The sequence below is a fragment of the Mucilaginibacter sp. genome (assembly GCF_039925265.1).
GTDB lineage: Bacteria > Bacteroidota > Bacteroidia > Sphingobacteriales > Sphingobacteriaceae > Mucilaginibacter.
Genome location: NZ_JBDSZG010000011.1, coordinates 23,579 through 41,839 on the forward strand (window position 1 = coordinate 23,579; position 18,261 = coordinate 41,839).

19 protein-coding genes are annotated in these 18,261 nt (G+C 42.5%); all 19 read right to left on the reverse strand.

Annotation, left to right across the window (positions count from 1 at the left end; translation table 11 throughout):
* Nucleotides 1-6: 6 nt before the first annotated feature.
* Nucleotides 7-300 (reverse strand): hypothetical protein, encoded by a 294-nt coding sequence (locus ABIX36_RS04385; RefSeq protein WP_348080948.1) that lies wholly within the window; start codon nucleotides 298-300, stop codon nucleotides 7-9.
* Between the two features lie 27 nt (nucleotides 301-327).
* The gene (locus tag ABIX36_RS04390; protein WP_348080949.1) at nucleotides 328-1,221 is read right to left on the reverse strand and encodes a F0F1 ATP synthase subunit gamma; all 894 of its coding nucleotides are present in this window, start codon (nucleotides 1,219-1,221) and stop codon (nucleotides 328-330) included.
* Nucleotides 1,221-2,783: an alternate F1F0 ATPase, F1 subunit alpha gene (locus tag ABIX36_RS04395; protein WP_348080950.1), complete on the reverse strand. Its 1,563-nt coding sequence runs from the start codon at nucleotides 2,781-2,783 to the stop codon at nucleotides 1,221-1,223. The genes ABIX36_RS04390 and ABIX36_RS04395 overlap by 1 nt, the downstream gene beginning before the upstream one ends.
* A 7-nt stretch (nucleotides 2,784-2,790) precedes the next feature.
* Nucleotides 2,791-3,564 carry a F0F1 ATP synthase subunit B gene (locus tag ABIX36_RS04400; protein WP_348080951.1) on the reverse strand — a complete coding sequence of 258 codons (774 nt, stop codon included), beginning with the start codon at nucleotides 3,562-3,564 and terminating at the stop codon, nucleotides 2,791-2,793.
* A gap of 6 nt (nucleotides 3,565-3,570) precedes the next feature.
* Nucleotides 3,571-3,840 (reverse strand): F0F1 ATP synthase subunit C, encoded by a 270-nt coding sequence (locus ABIX36_RS04405; RefSeq protein ID WP_128532102.1) that lies wholly within the window; start codon nucleotides 3,838-3,840, stop codon nucleotides 3,571-3,573.
* Between the two features lie 10 nt (nucleotides 3,841-3,850).
* Nucleotides 3,851-4,552 carry a F0F1 ATP synthase subunit A gene (locus ABIX36_RS04410; protein WP_128532103.1) on the reverse strand — a complete coding sequence of 234 codons (702 nt, stop codon included), beginning with the start codon at nucleotides 4,550-4,552 and terminating at the stop codon, nucleotides 3,851-3,853.
* Nucleotides 4,549-4,845: an ATP synthase subunit I gene (locus tag ABIX36_RS04415; RefSeq protein ID WP_348080952.1), complete on the reverse strand. Its 297-nt coding sequence runs from the start codon at nucleotides 4,843-4,845 to the stop codon at nucleotides 4,549-4,551. The genes ABIX36_RS04410 and ABIX36_RS04415 overlap by 4 nt, the downstream gene beginning before the upstream one ends.
* 14 nt (nucleotides 4,846-4,859) lie before the next feature.
* The gene (locus tag ABIX36_RS04420; protein ID WP_348080953.1) at nucleotides 4,860-5,150 is read right to left on the reverse strand and encodes an AtpZ/AtpI family protein; all 291 of its coding nucleotides are present in this window, start codon (nucleotides 5,148-5,150) and stop codon (nucleotides 4,860-4,862) included.
* 1 nt (nucleotide 5,151) lies between these two features.
* A complete protein-coding gene (locus ABIX36_RS04425) occupies nucleotides 5,152-5,535 on the reverse strand; it encodes a F0F1 ATP synthase subunit epsilon (RefSeq protein WP_128532108.1) in 384 nt (127 codons plus the stop codon).
* A gap of 11 nt (nucleotides 5,536-5,546) precedes the next feature.
* Entirely contained in the window at nucleotides 5,547-6,995 is a 1,449-nt protein-coding gene (gene atpD / locus ABIX36_RS04430; RefSeq protein WP_348080954.1) for a F0F1 ATP synthase subunit beta, read from the reverse strand.
* A 14-nt stretch (nucleotides 6,996-7,009) separates the two neighbouring features.
* Nucleotides 7,010-7,189: a hypothetical protein gene (locus tag ABIX36_RS04435; protein WP_348080955.1), complete on the reverse strand. Its 180-nt coding sequence runs from the start codon at nucleotides 7,187-7,189 to the stop codon at nucleotides 7,010-7,012.
* Nucleotides 7,190-7,210: 21 nt separating this feature from the next.
* Nucleotides 7,211-8,236 (reverse strand): class I fructose-bisphosphate aldolase, encoded by a 1,026-nt coding sequence (locus ABIX36_RS04440; protein WP_348080956.1) that lies wholly within the window; start codon nucleotides 8,234-8,236, stop codon nucleotides 7,211-7,213.
* Nucleotides 8,237-8,310: 74 nt separating this feature from the next.
* Nucleotides 8,311-8,436, reverse strand: a complete 126-nt coding sequence (locus ABIX36_RS04445) for a hypothetical protein (RefSeq protein WP_348080957.1) — start codon at nucleotides 8,434-8,436, stop codon at nucleotides 8,311-8,313.
* A 5-nt stretch (nucleotides 8,437-8,441) separates the two neighbouring features.
* On the reverse strand, nucleotides 8,442-9,644 hold the full coding sequence (locus tag ABIX36_RS04450) for an acetate/propionate family kinase (protein ID WP_348080958.1): 1,203 nt from the start codon (nucleotides 9,642-9,644) through the stop codon (nucleotides 8,442-8,444).
* Nucleotides 9,637-10,275, reverse strand: a complete 639-nt coding sequence (locus tag ABIX36_RS04455; protein ID WP_348080959.1) for an HAD hydrolase-like protein — start codon at nucleotides 10,273-10,275, stop codon at nucleotides 9,637-9,639. Before ABIX36_RS04455 ends, ABIX36_RS04450 begins: the two co-directional genes overlap by 8 nt.
* A gap of 202 nt (nucleotides 10,276-10,477) precedes the next feature.
* Complete coding sequence (locus ABIX36_RS04460; protein WP_348080960.1) at nucleotides 10,478-13,168, reverse strand: copper-translocating P-type ATPase; 2,691 nt, start codon at nucleotides 13,166-13,168, stop codon at nucleotides 10,478-10,480.
* A 4-nt stretch (nucleotides 13,169-13,172) separates the two neighbouring features.
* Nucleotides 13,173-13,910 (reverse strand): PPK2 family polyphosphate kinase, encoded by a 738-nt coding sequence (locus ABIX36_RS04465; protein ID WP_348080961.1) that lies wholly within the window; start codon nucleotides 13,908-13,910, stop codon nucleotides 13,173-13,175.
* Nucleotides 13,911-13,920: 10 nt separating this feature from the next.
* Complete coding sequence (locus ABIX36_RS04470) at nucleotides 13,921-15,156, reverse strand: MFS transporter (RefSeq protein ID WP_348080962.1); 1,236 nt, start codon at nucleotides 15,154-15,156, stop codon at nucleotides 13,921-13,923.
* 11 nt (nucleotides 15,157-15,167) lie between these two features.
* Nucleotides 15,168-17,567 (reverse strand): phosphoketolase family protein, encoded by a 2,400-nt coding sequence (locus tag ABIX36_RS04475; protein WP_348080963.1) that lies wholly within the window; start codon nucleotides 17,565-17,567, stop codon nucleotides 15,168-15,170.
* Between the last annotated feature and the right edge of the window lie 694 nt (nucleotides 17,568-18,261).

Consider the following 18,261-nt stretch of genomic DNA (forward strand, 5'->3'; position numbering starts at 1 on the left):
GGTTTATTACTCGCATTTTTCCTTAAGAAAATCAATTAAATGACCTTCCAATAATGCTGAGTCATAATCTATATTTTCTTCATTCTTTTCAAGTAATACCTCATCAACGGAGGCGATAACGGTAAAGGCGATACCGTTTATAACTTCGGGAAATGAAATATTGATCACGTCATAAACATGCGCATATTCAATTGTTAAACCCGAATCCAGTTTTGAATTGATGTAAGGGGCAAATTCCTTTTTTAGCAGGTCGAAAAGTTCTTCTGCACTTAATGGTTTGATGTTTTTAATTGTGGTCATATCGTTGTTTGATAATAATGATTTATGTTATTGATGTTCTTTCTTTAAAGCTTCAAATCCGGAAACGACATCGAAAAGCTCTTCGTCGATCATGCTTTGACGTAGTCTCTGGAATTTCTTGCCTAAGCTTTCCAGCATATCACTTATGCTTTTTTCAGCCCGCTGCATCGCTTCCAATCGACTGGCATTTTCTGCCGCCAATGACTCTGTACTTGCTCTAAATACCGAAACGAATAGATAGGCATTGATAAGTGCGCTTAGAGTGGTCACCGTATTGCCAATAACTTCGGGTATAGTATTTGTCGGCCATTGTATAGCCATCAGATCCTGCATCCATTTTTCGTCAAGCGGTAATAACCTTTGCAAAACCGGCTCATAGCTCGACCCTGTTTTGGGCTGATTATGAAATACATAAAACTGCTTTAGATGCCTGGTTTCACGAATTTCCTCAATTTCGATCAAAAGACTTTGAATTAACGGTGTAACGGCATCAATAGAAACAGGAACAGCGTAAGACTTCGTAATATTAAGCCCTGCGTCTGCTAAAAGCGCCTGAATACGTTCGCCGATCACCCAAATTTCCTTTTTACCGGTAATAACATTAAAAGATTGTTGCACGAAACCGGATAGCAGGTCATTGAACTGGCCTACCAGCCCAAGATCCGATCCGAAGACAATAACACAAACTGTTTGATCTTCATCTTTTCCGGCTCCCGGATTTTCAATTACCGTTTGTATTTTTTCCGCTTTTAAATAAGCCTTAATACCCAGTGTAACGGTATGATAGTAATCGCCAAGTGAAGCTACCGCCGCTTCATATTGTGAAATATTGGCAGCAGCCATAGCCTTCATGGCTTTAACAACCGATTTGATATCTTTTGCACCATCCAATTTCCGGTTCAGATCTTCCAGCGTATCCATTACTTCGAGGGTTTATCAGGTTCTGGTTTTTCCGCTTCCGGCTTTTCGTTAAAGGGAGCAAGAAGTTCGCCGGCGATTTTCAGGATCGTATCATGGTCTGCGTCGTTTAAAGGTTTGTCATCAAAAAGCCGTTTGAGCACTTCGGCAGGAAATCGTCCCATATCTTTAAGAATAACCGCTTCGGCATCGGCGATCTTATCTACAGGTATAGCATCAAAAAGCCCGCTCGTTAAAGCCAATAATACGACTATTTGTTCTGAAACCGTTAAGGGATGCAATTCGTTTTGTTTGAGGCAACATCGGATACGCAGGCCATGATCGATCACCTTTTTAGTATTGTCATCCAGACGGGTGCCAAAGCGAGAAAAGTTTTCCAGCTCTTCAAATTGCGCGTATTGTAATTTCAAGCTGACAATAGATTTGTAGGCGGGTAACTGTGCAGCAGACCCGACACGGGAAACTGATTTACCCACATCAACTGCCGGTAAATTTCCGGCTTCAAATAGTTTGGGCGATAGATAGATCTGTCCATCGGTAATAGAGATCAGATTGGTTGGGATATAGGCGGAGATATTTTGCGCTTCAGTTTCGATAATAGGTAAGGCCGTCAGCGATCCGCCTTTTAATTGAGCGCTCAGGTGCGTAGCCCGTTCCAGCAACCTGGAGTGAATATAAAAAATATCACCCGGAAATGCTTCTCGTCCGGGTGGTCTGCGTAACAGCAGCGAAAGTTCACGATAGGCCCGCGCGTGATGCGTAAGATCGTCATATACAATGAGCACGTTACGACCCTCTTCCATAAAGTGTTCGGCTATGCTGGTTGCCGCGTAAGGCGCAATATATTTCAATCCCGCAGCATGGTTACCTTCGGCCACCATAACTACGGTATAATCCATAGCACCTTTTTGTTCCAGGTTGGCGATAACCTTGGCGACAGCGGCAGCGCGTTGCCCAATAGCACAGTAAATGCAAACCACATCTTTTCCTTGCTGGTTAAGTATGGTATCAATTGCTATTTGTGTTTTGCCGGTTTGCCGGTCGCCCACTATCAGTTCACGCTGGCCGCGGCCAATTGGAATTAGTGCGTCAATAACTTTTATGCCGGTTTGTAAAGGCGCATTTACGGCTGTTCGGTCCATGATAGCGGGCGAAGGCCGTTCAATGGGTAACCTTTTGTTGGTTGCGATATTGCCTTTCCCATCAATGGGTATCCCCATGGGATCAATTACCCGGCCGATCAAATGGTCGCCTACCGGGATATCCATCACCCGGCCGGTACGCTCTACTTCGTCTCCGGCATTCAATAAGGTATCTTCACCAAGCAGGATAACGCCGATCTCATCTTCATCTAAATTATAGGCAATGCCGTACAGGTCTTCCGAAAATTTAAGCAGTTCTTCAAAGCCGGCACCTTCCAATCCCGAAACTTTTACAATACCCGTGGCCACGCTGGTCACATAGCCAACCTCGCGGGGTGCGAATGCGAATACATGCTCCGCCAAACCCTTATCCAACTGGTGGAAAGTGTCGGCTATACTGTTTTTTAAAGTACTTGAAGGCATATTGTTATTACTTTACAGCTTGATGAGTTTTGTTTATTGTCGTCACTACACTCTTTTCCAGTGAATTAACATACGCGGCTAAACTCCAGGATAGTTTGTACCCATTAGCTGCCAGTTCGATCCCGCTGATCATTTTAGGATCCGTCTTAAACTCATATTTAACTTCATCTCCAAGTATATCCGCAATTGCGGATCGTATGCCTTTTTGATCCTTTTCAGCTAAGTCATAAGCACTTTTAACCTTTATCGGGGCCGAATCCGAATGGAAAGCGCCGATGAACTGTTTTTTATCTTTGTCAGTGATCGCTTTTATCTTCTTGATAAAAACATGAACGGATTGTTCTTCAAGGTCAGTTGAAGCCAATTCGGCGAGGGCTTTTTTTGCGATAGCGAAAACCTCATCCTGTGTTTTCTTTGAGATCTCATCGCTCAAATTTTCTTGTAATTCCTTTGATGCTGCTTCCAGTTTTTCTTTTACACCCGCAGCTTCCTTTTTTGCAGTATCCAAAAGCTTTTCCCGTTCCTTATCAGCATCTGATGTTGCCTGGTCCATTAGCTTCTTTTTGTGCTTATCAAAATCGTTGTTTTTTTGTTGAAACTCATCCTGTTCTTTCTTTGCCTCAGTCATTTTGCTTTTGGCGTCCGCAAGCTCAGCAGCTATCTTTTTTTCGCGCTCATCAATAGCCGCCAGAATAGGCTTATAGAGATATTTTTTCATCAGCCAAACCAACACCAGGAAATTGACGATCTGCGCGATTACCGTAAACCAATTAATTTGCATGGTGTGTTATTTAGCAATAATGTGTGTCCAGAATGGGTTTGCAAAGATCAGGATCATGGAAACCACGAAGCAATAAATGGCTGTTGACTCGATCATGGCCAGGCCGACAAACAGGGTCCTGGTTATGGTGGGCGCCGCGTCCGGCTGTTGCGCTATGGAACTTAAAGCGGTTGCTACCGCCTTACCTTCACTTAATGCCGGGAACATACAACCGATGCCTGTTGTAAGGCCGGCTGTAATAATTGATGCTACTGCTATTACTGATACATTATCCATTTTTATCTATTTAATTGGTGCTTTTATTTACTAATTTTTTCTTTTTGATGCTTTCCTGTACCGCTGCCGCGATATAAACCGTAGCCAGGATACTAAAGATATAGGCCTGTACCATCCCGGTAAGGAGGCCAAGGGCCTTCATGACAATAGGAATAAATAAAGGAGATATGCTTAACAAAATGGCGATGATCATTCCACCGCTCATAATATTCCCAAATAACCTGATGGCCAGTGCCAGCGTTCTTGATAATTCGCTGATGATATTGAAAGGCAACATGATGAAAGTCGGCTTGATGTAGGTCTTCAGATAGGCGAAGAAGCCGCTCTTTTGAATGCCAAAAAAAGGCACGGCCAAAAACACGGCGATCGCCAATGCGGCAGTGGTGGAAAGGGAACCTGTCGGCGGCTGATACCAGGGTAAAACGATCCAGAAGTTACACATGGCAATGAATAGAAAAAGTGTACCGATAAAGCCAATGTATTGTTCGGGGTTTTCGAGCCCGACTTCTTTGATCTGTTCATTGATGCCCGTTACGATCATTTCGAGGATACACTGCCATCGGGAAATTTTATGCGTAGTTTTCAACTTGCGCGTAATCAGTATGGCACCGATCACCATAAATAACATAACACCCCACGTAGTTACGATGGTGAGGTTGATGGTGATAAAACCATTACTCCAAAATATGGTCTGATCTGGCGTTAAATTCATAATGGGCTGCTTTCTGTTACGATAACTTGCTTTTGCTCGATCTGCCTGGTGAGCCTTAAAATTAAAAGGCGGCCCGCAATAAACCCGGCGACACTTACCAGTAATTGTAACAAACTGCCCTGGGCCATGAAATAAAACCCGGTTAATACAATACCCGTTCTTATCAGTGAGCTTCCCAAAAGCCATAATGCAACGTATGGCGAACCTAAAGTTCTTTTTACAGTCAGCCATAAACCGCCAAAAAACAGGATGCCTAATATCAATCCGCCTATTAATGCTACTACTATCATCATCAAATTATTTTATACTATTTATCTTCTTTTATTACCCAATTCCAGGCGATAATACAACCTACCACCAAGCCTGTTATCAGGCAGGTTACTGTCCATGAGAAGGATTGGGGATAATTTTTATCCAGCCAAATTCCGCCCATTGTGCTCAAAAAAGTTGGTGCGGTAACCGACCAGCCAACCATACCGAACATGCCGAAACCAAACCACTCCGCTCTTTTTTTTTCATCGAGTGCCTTTAATTTTCTTTTTTCCTTAGTCGAGATCATCCGGCCAAAAAAGTCGGCCTCATTTTCCGGTTGTGCCATTTTATAGTTGTTGAAATTTCTTTAGCCTGGAAAGAAACCCACTTTCCAGTTGTGAGGCCATGTGCCGAACTTTTTCTTCATTTTCATCTGCATTCTTAAACTCATTTTTTACCGTTTCGGCTAATTTTCCTAACTCAACGCCGCCAACCGCATTTCTAACGGAAACCAGTACCTGCGACCCGGCTTTTACAAAAAGGCCTTCGTCCACGGCTAAATAATGTACCTTGTCTGTTTTGTAACTGAAAATACCAGGGACTAGTACCGCAACGCAATCCAACCTTTGCGGCAGAAAGCCAACAGACCCTTCGATTGTCTCTGCAACGATGTTACTGACGTTTTTTACATCGGCAAAAACTTTATAGGGAAGTAATATCTTAAGGTCCATATTTTTCGCTTCTATTTGATCACAGGTTTTGTGGCAACCGGGCCGTCCTTATTGACGCCTTTATTCTTTATTGCTTCGTCGATATTTCCGATCATGTAAAAAGCATTTTCAGGCAAGTCTTTAAATTCGTCTGCCAAAATACGTTCACAACCGTCGAGCGCATCTTTCAAGCTAACCACTTCTCCTTTTACGCCACTAAATTGTTCGGTAGCAAAAAAGGGTTGTGTTAAAAACCGCTCCAGCCGTCTGGCGCGGTTTACAACGAGCCTGTCGCCTGTTGACAATTGCTCCATACCCAGCATAGAAATAATATCCTTCAGGTCTTCATATTGTGCCAGCGTTTGCCGGATCTGCTGGGCGAGCTGGTAATGCCGGTCGCCAATAATTCCCGGCGTAGCCATTTTTGAATTAGATTGCAGGAAATCAATAGACGGATAAAGGCCTTCGCTGGCCCTTTCTCGTGAAAGCACAATAGTTGCCGAAAGATGCGAAAACGCGTGGACGGCAGCCGGGTCGGTTAGGTCATCGGCCGGTACATATACCGCCTGTATGGATGTAATCGCTCCTGCATCTGTATTAGCGATCCTTTCCTCAAGGGCCGACAATTCCGTCTCCAGTGTAGGCTGATAACCCAAACGCGATGGCATTTGCCCCATTAAACCTGAGACCTCCATACCAGCCTGGATAAACCGGAAGATATTATCGATCAATAATAAAACATCTTTATGCTCATCATCCCGGAAATATTCGGCCATGGTTAAAGCAGCATGCCCAACCCGGAAACGGGCTCCAGGCGGCTCATTCATCTGCCCAAACATCATGATCATATTTTTAAGCAGCCCGGCATCCTTCATCGCTTCATATAGCTCGTTTCCTTCACGGCAGCGTTCGCCTATGCCGCAAAACATGCTAACCCCTTTATTCTGGCCCACCATATTGTGGATCATTTCCGTTAATAAAACTGTTTTGCCTACGCCTGCTCCACCGAATAAACCGGCTTTGCCGCCACGCTCCAACGGTATCAATACATCTATTGCCTTAATACCTGTTTCAAAAACCTGCGAATTAGTCGCCCTTTTATCTAATGGTGGGGGGGATTGGTGAACATTTCGTTTTTCGCCTTCTGCCAAAGGTTTCAAATGGTCAATAGTATTTCCGAACACGTCGAACATCCTGCCAAGCGTACGTTCGCCAACCGGCACCATTAATTCGTTTCCGTCAGTTTCTATATGCATACCGCGCGCAAGCCCCTGGGTAGGTGTTAGCGCTATTCCCCTTACAGTGTGCTCATCCAATTGTGAAAGCACTTCGATGGCAATTTCCCGTTGTTCGCCTGCGTGGAGCAGGGCATAAACGGCAGGGAGAGAGTGGTCAAAACGGGCATCTATAACGCTGCCCCGTACCGAAACAATTTTGCCGCGATTTAATTTCTCGTTTGTATCTTTTGGAATAGCTTTCATTTTTTGGATTGGTGTTATTGGAATAGCTTTTCCTTTATGTTTGATAAAAGCATGATGGGCAGGGTAAGAAACAGCAACACGTAAAAGCGTTTCTTAAAGTCTGCTATCATCATCGCATGGTGATCACGCCCGTTCATCTGCATGTGGGGATTCGCCTTATCGGTTTGTTTATCTGCTGAATATTGATGATCCATATTTTATAAAACGATTGATTGTTAAACTATGTTTTCCATTGTATTATTATATTTACCCATAGAAGCCGCCCGGTTACATTTAGCACGATGATATAATGCTTCTTGAGCCGCCAGAATATTTGAATTATCCCCACGCCATATTTCTAAAGCTGGTTGCTGCAAAGCACGGCCAAACGAAAACGTAAGTGCCCAGGGAAGAACGGCCTTGTACTGTTTATTCATCTGATTAAGGCGGGCCGAAGCGAGTTCGGTAGATTGACCGCCTGATAAAAATGCGATGCCCGGAACTGTCGCCGGTACAGCCCCTAACAAAAAATTCACAGTGTTTTCAGCCACTATCTTTTCAGGATCTTGAAACTTTGCCGCCAATCCTGACAATATCATGTTAGGTTTAAGCAACATTCCTTCGAGGGAAACATGCTGTTTGTAAAGCTGCTCAAAAACGGTGTGGAGTACTTCTTTTGTTACCGCAAGGCATTGTTGCAGGGAATGTGCGCCATCCATTAGCACTTCAGGCTCCACGATAGGAACCAATCCCGCTTCCTGGCATAATGCAGCATATCGGGCCAATGCATGTGCATTGGCTTCGATGCAGCCACGGCTGGGGATGCCGTTGTCAATCGCTATCACCGCTCGCCATTTGGCAAAACGTGCACCCATTGCCCTATATTCAGCAAAGCGGGCACGCAAGCCGTCAAGTCCTTCGGTTACCTTCTCGCCGGGAAAACCGGCCAACGGTTTGGCCCCCATGTCTACTTTGATGCCAGGAATAATGCCGGCATCTGATAGCACTTTAATAAATGGGGTTCCATCTGATTTTTGCTGCCTGATGGTCTCATCAAACAGGATAGCCCCACTGATGCTTTCGCCAAGGCCCGGTGTAGTAACTATCATTTCTCGGTAGCTGCGCCGCATTTCAACTGTTTGCGGTATGCTGAGTGCTGCAAAACGTTTATTACAGGTTCCCACGCTTTCATCCATAGCCAAAAGGCCCTTGTGGTTTGCAACAAGGATCCGGGCAGTATTTATCAGTTGTTCTGTAATCATTGGCTATTTTTATTACTATTCCATTTCAATTAAGGATCTCTGGCATGTCCATGCCATGCGCGTCGATAAAGTGTTTATGTTGTATGTTCACTTGCCGATTGCATTTTCATCAGATCGACAACATTAACCACCCGCGCCTTCTTTTGCAATAATTCAGTCGATAATGTTTCAACCTCGGGGTTGCTCAATACTGATTCCATTTTATTTATTGTTTAATGTTGTAATTCAAAGTGGTACATACTAATCTCGCAATTATTAATTCTTCATTAGTTTTAATCACCCTGACCAATACCTTGCTGGCATCGGTTGAAATGACCGTATCGTTGTTTGTATTTTGTTTCTCATCCAGCGCAATCCCCAAAAATTGGAGCCCACTACATATTCGCTCCCTTATCTCGGGTGCGTGTTCGCCAATACCACCTGAAAATATAAGGGTATCTAAACCACCAAGCACGGCGGTAAATGCACCTATCCATTTGATACACTGGTAGCAAAAAAAATCAACGGCCTTAGCAGCACGTTTATCTTCATGCTGCATTTGGAGTAATTGCTGCATGTCGGCCGTAGTTTCCGAAATCCCTAATAAACCTGATTCATGATTAACCAGATGGTTAAATTGCCCAGGAGTAAGCTTTTCAAATTTTTGTAAATACCAGGCTACGCCCGGATCAAGGTCGCCGGTACGGGTGCTCATCGTTAAGCCCGATGCAGGTGTAAATCCCATGCTGGTTTCTATACTTTTACCATTTTTTACTGCGGCAAGGCTTGCCCCACTGCCCAGGTGGGCAATAATGATCTTTCCATTTGCTTTTTCAGCTCCCGCGGTCCGTTCAAACTCTTCCATCAAGTAGGAATAAGATAGACCGTGGAAACCATATCGCTTAACCCCTTTATCACGATATTTTGCAGGGATAGGTACCAGTTTGGCAATATCGGGCATTGAGGCATGGAATGAAGTGTCGAAACAAGCTACCTGGTGAATACCCGGGTAGTGTTTTCTAAATACTTCGATCAATTTTATCTCGGCAGGCAAGTGTTCAGGGTCATAAGGGCTTATGGCTTTCAGTTCTTTCAATAGCTTTTCGGTGATCTTTTCTGGCACGGTATGCTCCATACCCTGGACTATGCGATGGCCTATCGCCTTTACCCGTATAAACTCGGTTTCCTTTTCAAGCCAGTCCACGAGCCAATTTCCAGCCGCAGTATGGTCGGCAACAGGGATGTCAATATGATGCTTAGGGCCACTTTTTAAGTGTATAAAACTGAGCTTGGCTTTACCACTTCCAATGTCTTCCATTTCGCCGGAAAGTAATTGATTAAGTGTATCCTTAATTTCATATAAAGCATATTTTATACTGGAGGATCCTCCGTTGATGGTAAGTACACAGTCTTTTGCCAGTCTATTCATGGTCAGCAGTTAATATATCTATTCCCCAGCGGTGCAATTTCTCGGCTGTTGAATCGTAATCCGTATGGCAGATGCCATTCATTCCAAAGCCTTCCGCTATCTTCACAAACATGGGTTGGTTATCAATGTAAATGCTTTCAGCTGTTTTTACCTGCGCGATATCCAAAGCCAAACTAAAAATTTCGGCATCCGGCTTCCTCAAATTCACGATAGAAGAGGAAATAAAAAAGTCTATAAATTCGTTGAGTTTGAATTTTTTTATCCGGTACTCATTAAGTTCCCGGCCTTCGTTACTGATGACAGCGATTTTCAGGCCATGCTCCTTTTTTAAATGAATAATTAATTCGATCATTTTTGGAAAGGGTTGGGATTGCTGATACATAAAAGGCTTAAACTCATCTGGCGAGAAATCTCGCTTTTGATAGAAAACGACCCGGTCTAGATACGTATCCAGCGTCATTTTGCCGAGTTCATAGGTTTCAAAATTGAGATGGTGACGGTCCTCCATCTCGTCATGATCGACATGGAATATTTTAGCGGCTTCTTGCCGTGAGTTCCGGTCCCAGCCATCGGTAAGCAATACACCGCCGATATCCAGAAATAAGGTCGATATGTGATTATCTTTATTCATGAGTATTTCATAATAACAGCCCCTATGGAAGGACTGAGTAGGATGCCATAATTGTATAAAACACCTGCGGCAATGGATACAGCAACCAAGTTAAAACCCTTAGGCCTTATAATTAATTTGGTTATTATCCCCGGCTAACCAGATAGATTTGACCTGGTTAATCATGCGGCAAAAATATTTTCACCTAAAAAAACACTTACAATTAAGAAGGAAGCTTTTGTTTTTCTTCATGATTTCCAATCTTCTTTCTTAGCAATTGCGCATTTATGGCGACTATTACTGTGCTTAAACTCATAAATACGGCACCAACAGCCGGGCCCAATACAAACCCTTCTTTGTACAAAACACCTGCGGCTAATGGAATAGTAATCAGGTTATAAGCTGTTGCCCATACTAAATTTTGTATCATTTTATTATAGGTAGCCTTCCCAAAGAGGATGAGATTGGCAATGTCTTTTGGATTGCTGTTAACTAAGATGATATCTGCTGTTTCAGCAGCCACATCAGTTCCTGACCCCACTGCTATGCCCACATCAGATTGAGCAAGTGCTGGTGCATCATTGACCCCATCACCAGTCATGGCGACAAATTCACCTTTGCTTTGCAGGTCTTTTACGATTTTTACCTTTTGATCAGGAAGTACTTCCGCAAAATAGCCATCTAAACCTAACTTGTCACTTACAGCTTTGGCAACTTTGTCATTATCTCCGGTTGCCATCAGTACCTTGATCTTATTATTTTTAAACACTTTAATTGCTTCGGCACTTTCCGGCCTTATCTCATCAGCCAAAGCGATATAACCCGCAAGTTTCTCATCAATTATAATAAAGACTACCGTTTCTGCATCACTGCTATAGGCGTCCGCAGGAATTTCTATTTTTTTGTCTTTCAAGTAGCCCGGACTTACCACTTTTACATTCTTGCCTTCTACAGTAGCTTCAACTCCTTTTCCTGTTATCGCGTTAAAGTTCTCCAATTTGGGAATGCTGACCTTTTTCTCTTTCGCTTTGCGAAGGATGCCGATAGCAATCGGGTGTTCTGAACTTTGTTCCAATGCGCCTGACAGACTTAGCAATTCATCTTCCGACATTTTGTTAAGCGAAACAATCCGGGTTACCCCAAAGTCCCCTTTAGTAAGTGTCCCTGTTTTATCAAACAGAATCGTAGTGATTTTCCGGGATTCTTCAAACGCAGTACGGTTTCTAATCAATAAGCCATTTTGTGCTGATACAGCCGTAGAAATTGCGACAACCAAAGGTATGGCAAGACCCAAGGCATGCGGACAGGCAATAACCATTACCGTCACCATTCGTTCCAATGCAAACACAAAAGGAAAGCCCAAAATAAGCCAGGTAGCCAAGGTTCCGAAACCAACTGCCAATGCCCCGTAAGTAAGCCATTTAGCTGCGCGGTCAGAAAGATTTTGCATTTCCGATTTTGACTTTTGGGCTTCTGAAACTAGTGTTATTACCTTGTTGAGGTAGCTGTCTTTTCCGGTATGCTCTACTTTAATTTTTATAGAACCGTTGCCATTAACCGATCCTCCAATTACCTTGTTTTCCAGCTCTTTTTTTACCGGTTTAGATTCACCGGTAAGCATTGATTCGTTTAAATAACTGCTTCCTTCTACAATGATACCGTCGGCCGGTACTTTTTCGCCCGGTTTTATCAGGATTACGTCGTTCAATGCTAATGCTTCCAGTTTCACATCCTCTACCTGTCCGTCTGCTTTTACGCGGTGTGCTTCTGCTGGCATCATACTAACCAATAATTGCAATGCCTTTGATGCACCCAATACTGATTTCATTTCAATCCAGTGACCTAATAACATGATCACGATCAGGGTAGCCAATTCCCAAAAAAAGTCTACACCTTTCAAGCCTAAAACCGTTGCGGCACTATAAAAATAAGCCACACTAATTGCCATGGATATCAGGGTCATCATGCCAGGAGCACCCTTCTTTATTTCACCCCAAAAACCCTTCAAAAAGGGCCAGCCACCCCAGAAATAGACGAAGGAAGAAAGCGCAAGGAGAATATATTTGTTCCCCGGTAGTAAAAATTTAAAATGAAAAAATCCCTGGATCATCGGTGAAAAAACAAGCAGAGGTATGGTTATTGCTAAACTTACCCAAAATCGCTTTTTAAAATCTTCAATCATCATTTGATGATGGTCATGCCCTTCCATTCCCATCGGTATATCATCACCATGATCCATTTTTGCATGTTCATCTTTGGTCATGTCCATTTTAGAATCTTCCTTCTTTGCGACATCTTCAGCCGGTTCTTTTGCCGGAGTTCCTTCCTTTTGGTCATCTTTAGGCGTACTTTCTTCTGCCGCTTTGTCTTCAGGAGCTTTGGCTTCCGGTTCACTCATTTTGGCATGTTCCTCTTCAGACATATCCATTTTCGATTCATCTTTCTTAGAAGTTTCTTCCTTAGGAGATTCTTCCGGAGCCGCATCTTCCTTGTGTTCTTCTTTCGGTGTTTCTTTTTCAGCGGGTTTGGTTTCCGGACCGCTCATTTTGGCATGTTCCTCATCGGTCATATCCATTTTTGCATCGCCTTTCTCTGAAGTTTCTTCCTTGGGGGTTCCTTCTTCCGGAGGGGCATCTTCTTTGTGTTCTTCTTTCGGTGTTTCTGTTTCAGATGGTTTGGTTTCCTGTTCGTTTATTTTGCCATGCTCATCTTCTGGAATATCTTTCGCGGCATCGTCTTTTTTTGAAGATTTATTTGCAGCAGAATCTTCATTCTTAGGACTACTTTCCTTCTGATCATCTTTCGGGACTTCCTTTGTTGAAGTCTCTGCTTCTGAAACATCGGCATCATCAGTTTTAGTGATAATCTTAGGTTCCTTATCCTCTGTATCGATAGTAATAGTGATTTTTGCCATTTCTTTATGTTTTTTTAGGATAGTTCATTTTTAAATTTTCAAGTGTTTCTACTATTGTTTTTGCCACCAAATAATTGCGATACCATTTTTGATCTGCGGGTACAATGATCCAGGGATTTTTTTTGCCGCATCCATCCAGCATGGACTGATATGCTGCTATGTAATTATCCCAAAGCTTCGCTTCTTTTTTATCCGACGGATTATATTTCCATTGTTTTTCAGGGTCATTCAACCGTTTATTGATTCTATGGCGCTGTTCTTTCTCTGAAATATGCAGGAAAAATTTCAAGATAACTGTATGGCTATCTTGTAAATGCGCTTCAAATTCATTGATCGCTTTGTGACGTTCCTGGATTTCTTTTTTATCAATTAATTCATGCACAACAGGAAATAAAATATCCTCATATTGTGAACGATTGAAAATTTGAATCATTCCTTTTTCAGGCAGGTTAGCATAAACGCGCCAAAGAAAGTCATGTGATTTTTCTTCTTCTGTTGGTGTCTTGAACGATTTTACCCTGCATCCCTGGGGATTAATACAGGAGAAAACATGCCGAATAGTTCCGTCTTTGCCGGAACTATCCATTCCCTGGAGAATAATCAGCAACGCACGCTTTCCATCTGCATAAAAGAGGTTTTGTAAAGAAAATATATCTTTACGCATTTTCTTCAACTGTTTATTTGCCTCCGACTTTTCAATGTCGTCCGGCGCATCGGTTGATATGTCATTTATGTTTTTCAATGTCAAGTGTTTAAAAATGAAGGATTTTCAATCTGAACTTGGGTACACATAGCGCAGCAATGATTAATAAGAGGACGGAAATAATAAAGTAGGGTAGGTGAACAAACCAGATCATTATGACCGAACCAATTACAACGCCCAGCACTTGTCCTAAACTATTAACAGAACTAAAAATACCTAAAGTTGTTCCATATTTCTTTCCGGAATCTTTAGTGATCAATGAAGCAAGGCAAGGTGTGAGAATAGCCATCCCAATAGAAATAAAGGAAACGAACAGCAAAATGAATTCCATTTTATTTGAAAGCATCAGCAATGACATACCTATGCTTAGCATGACCAAACCATAAGGGAGCAGGGCACCTTCCCCTTTCTTCTTAATTAACCAGTTAACGGGTCCTAATTGCAATAACCCCATCACTGAACCGCAAACAATAAAAACAATACTCATTTGTTTGGGGCCGAATGCGAAAAGCCGTTGGGAGTGTAATGCAAAAGTGCCCTCGAACATGGCCAGTGAAAGTTGGCTGATGAAGGAAAAAATGAGCAGAAAAATAAATGATTTTTTGACTGTCCTTAAAAAGGAAAATATAGATTCCTTTGTGATTTTCTTTGTTTGAATAATTTGTCGAGTACTGCTAATTTTCGATTCTGATAACGCGAAGAATAAAAACAAACAAACTATTAATACCAAAATGGCAGAAATAGTAAATGGTAATGAGAACCTGTCGAATGTTAATTGGTCGAAAGAGATTGTAGCTTTCGAAAATAAATTTCCTATTAATGGCCCTGCAACCGCGCCAAGTCCGGTAGCGCTGACTAATAGAGCCATCCCGCCACCTCTTGTTTTTTCAGTAGTTTTATCAGCTATGTAGGCACTGGAAGCAGTTAAAAAAGCAGCCGAAAATAAACCGGATAATAAGCGAAATAGGTAGAGAAGAAATATACTCCCGCTAATTGAAAACAAAAACATCGTAATGGAATACCCAAAAAGCCCCCACAATATTAGCGGCCTTCTTCCAATTTTATCTGACAATGAGCCAAGATAGGGTGAAAATAAAAATTGAATGAGGGGATAACTGCCTGTTATTAAGCCAACATGCAACCAGATTTTTTCAGAAGAAATCCCTTCCGCTATTGAAAGTTTTTGAATATAAAAGGGAAGTAATGGTAGGGTTATTCCAAATCCTACCATTACTAAAAACAATCCAATTAAGAGAATTATCAGATTTTTTTTAAAGGTCATCATTCAATACATCATTAATTAACCCATTTCCAATTTCTAATTTCCGGCATATCTTCGCCGTTTATATCGATGTATTGTTTGTGTTCAGTAAGTTTATCCTGAAGTTTTTGCTTCAGGTAAGTACCCTTGCTGCCAGTTTGCGGTAAGCGGTCTATTGCGTCCATAACTAAATGGAAACGATCCATCTCATTGAGTACAGTCATATCAAAGGCTGTAGTAATGGTTCCTTCTTCTTTATAGCCTCGCACATGGATATTGCTGTTATTGGTGCGGTTATAAGTCAATCGGTGGATCAACCATGGATAACCGTGGAAAGCAAATATTACAGGCTTGTCTTTTGTAAATAAGGAATCAAAATCCTTATCGTTTAAGCCATGGGGATGTTCTGTTTGCCTTTCAAGCTTTAACAGGTCAACTACATTTACCACCCTGATCTTCAGATCGGGCAAATGTTCCTTCAATATGGATACAGCTGCCAGCGTTTCAAGCGTAGGCACGTCGCCGCTACAGGCCATTACCAGATCAGGTTCACAATCCTGGTCATTGCTGGCCCAGCCCCAAATACCTATTCCACGTGTGCAGTGTTCAACGGCTTCATCCATGCTAAGCCATTGGGGAGCAGGGTGTTTGCCTGCAATAATTACATTCACATAATGGCGGCTGCGCAGGCAATGATCCATTATAGATAAAAGGCAATTAGCATCAGGGGCAAGATAAACACGGACGATCTCTGATTTTTTGTTGATCACATGATCAATGAAACCTGGGTCCTGATGGGTAAAGCCGTTATGATCCTGCCGCCATACCGTTGAGGTGAGCAGTATATTTAATGAAGCTATCTTTCTTCTCCATGGAATCTCAAGCGTCATTTTCAACCATTTGGCATGCTGATTAAACATGGAGTCAATAATGTGTATAAAAGCTTCATAACAATTAAAAACTCCATGCCTGCCCGTAAGTAAATAACCTTCCAGCCAGCCTTCACACTGATGTTCGCTTAGCATTTCCATCACCCTGCCGGTTGGAGCGAGAAATTCGTCATTATCCTGAATTAGGGTATTCCATTGGCGGTTAGTGACTTCAAATACCGCTTCGAGACGATTGGATATAGTTTCGTCCGGTCCGAAGATCCTGAAATTACGACTATCCGCGTTGAACTTGATCACATCCCGCAGAAACCGACCGGTAACATGAACATCTCCTTCGCCATCCACGCCATGAACAGCTACATCTACCGCGTAGTCCCTGAATTGTGGCAATCTAAGGTCGCGCATCAAGATGCCACCATTGGCATGCGGATTTGCCCCCATCCGCCTTTCGCCTTTCGGGGCAAGTTCAGCCAGTTCCGGTTTTAACCTCCCGTCTTCATCAAAAAGCTCTTCAGGCTTATAACTCTTCATCCAGTTTTCTAACTGTATCAAATGATCTTCGGGGGCTGATGCCGAAACTGAAAGCGGTATCTGATGAGACCTGAAAGTGCCTTCAACTTGTTTGCCATCAACCTGTTTTGGGCCTGTCCAGCCTTTTGGCGATTTTAAAATGATCATTGGCCAGCGAGGCCGCGTTCCCTCATGAAGATCATGAGCTTCATATTTTATTTTTTTGATCTGTGCTATCGCCTCGTCTAATGCCGCTGCCATGGCTTGGTGCATAGCCTCCGGCTCGGAGCCCTCCACATATATTGGTGTCCAGCCATAGCCCCGGAATAACTGATCCAGTTCTTCGTGCGAAATTCTGGCTAAAATAGTAGGGTTAGATATTTTATAACCATTTAAGTGCAAAATGGGCAATACCGTACCGTCTGTAACCGGATTAAGAAATTTGTTGGAATGCCAGGCGGTAGCAAGAGGAGCCGTTTCCGCTTCGCCATCACCTACGACACAGGCAACAACTAGTTCAGGGTTATCAAATACCGCCCCAAATGCATGACTTATGGAATACCCAAGCTCACCGCCTTCGTGAATTGATCCGGGGGTTTGCGGGGATGCGTGGCTTGAAATTCCACCGGGGTAGGAGAATTGGGTAAATAACCTCTTAAGCCCCTCTTCATCTTGTGTGATCATCGGGTATACCTCGCTATAAGTACTTTCGAGATAAGTGCCTGCAACAACTGCCGGGCCGCCATGTCCAGGGCCAGAAATATAGATCATGTCGAGATCATGCTCTTTTATTACCCTGTTAAGGTGGGTATAAATAAAATTTTGGCCTGGGGTAGTGCCCCAATGTCCAAGCAGCATGTTCTTTATGTGCTCTAATTTTAGCGGTTCCTTTAATAAGGGGTTATCACGCAGGTAAAGCTGGCCGACAGACAAATAATTAGCGGCACGCCAATAGGCATGAATATTCCTTAACAATTCCGGCGAAAGTGGCTCTTTCTTATAGGTATCAATCCCCGCGACATCATTTTGTTCCATGATTTTAAATTTAGTAACTATATACAAGTTGGGACAAAGCTATCCCTCACAATTATGTTAAATTCACTGTTTTTATTAAGCGTTTAGTAAACCTTATTGGGATCACCAAGAGGATTTCTGGCTTGTCGAAGTAATTCAGTCTCACTGTTTGAAACTATACTTACCAACGACTTATCTGGAACGGGCGTATTCGTTCCGTCGATCTTGGGGTTCGCGATTTTCTTTTTTTCGCCTGCTTTGTTTTTGTCCATAGGTCTGAAATTATATAGTATTTATTGGTAATAGCATTATCAATCGACAATTTTAAAGGTTAGCCGCCTTTCGTCAACTTCGTCATGAATATTAACCTCACCGTTTCTTAAAAGAATAATACATCTTCAGTTGTTGCCATTAAAACATATAGGCCATTATTTAAAGCCCTGTATTTTATTAGATCGTTGGCATCAAGAAATCTCTTTGCATTTTGATGCCAAAATGCAATATCAAAACTCCTTATGCAGGACCGCTTAGCCAGCCGATAATAAATATGTTTTTCATTTTTGCAATAGAATAAACCTACCTAAAAATAATGTCTTTAAGCTGCTATGTGTTACACAAATAGGCAAATAAGTTACCTAATTCACATGTTTTGGAAGTTGTTCTTACGCTGGCGGTGAATGATTTAAGCACGTGTTTAATTTATTTTTCATGACTT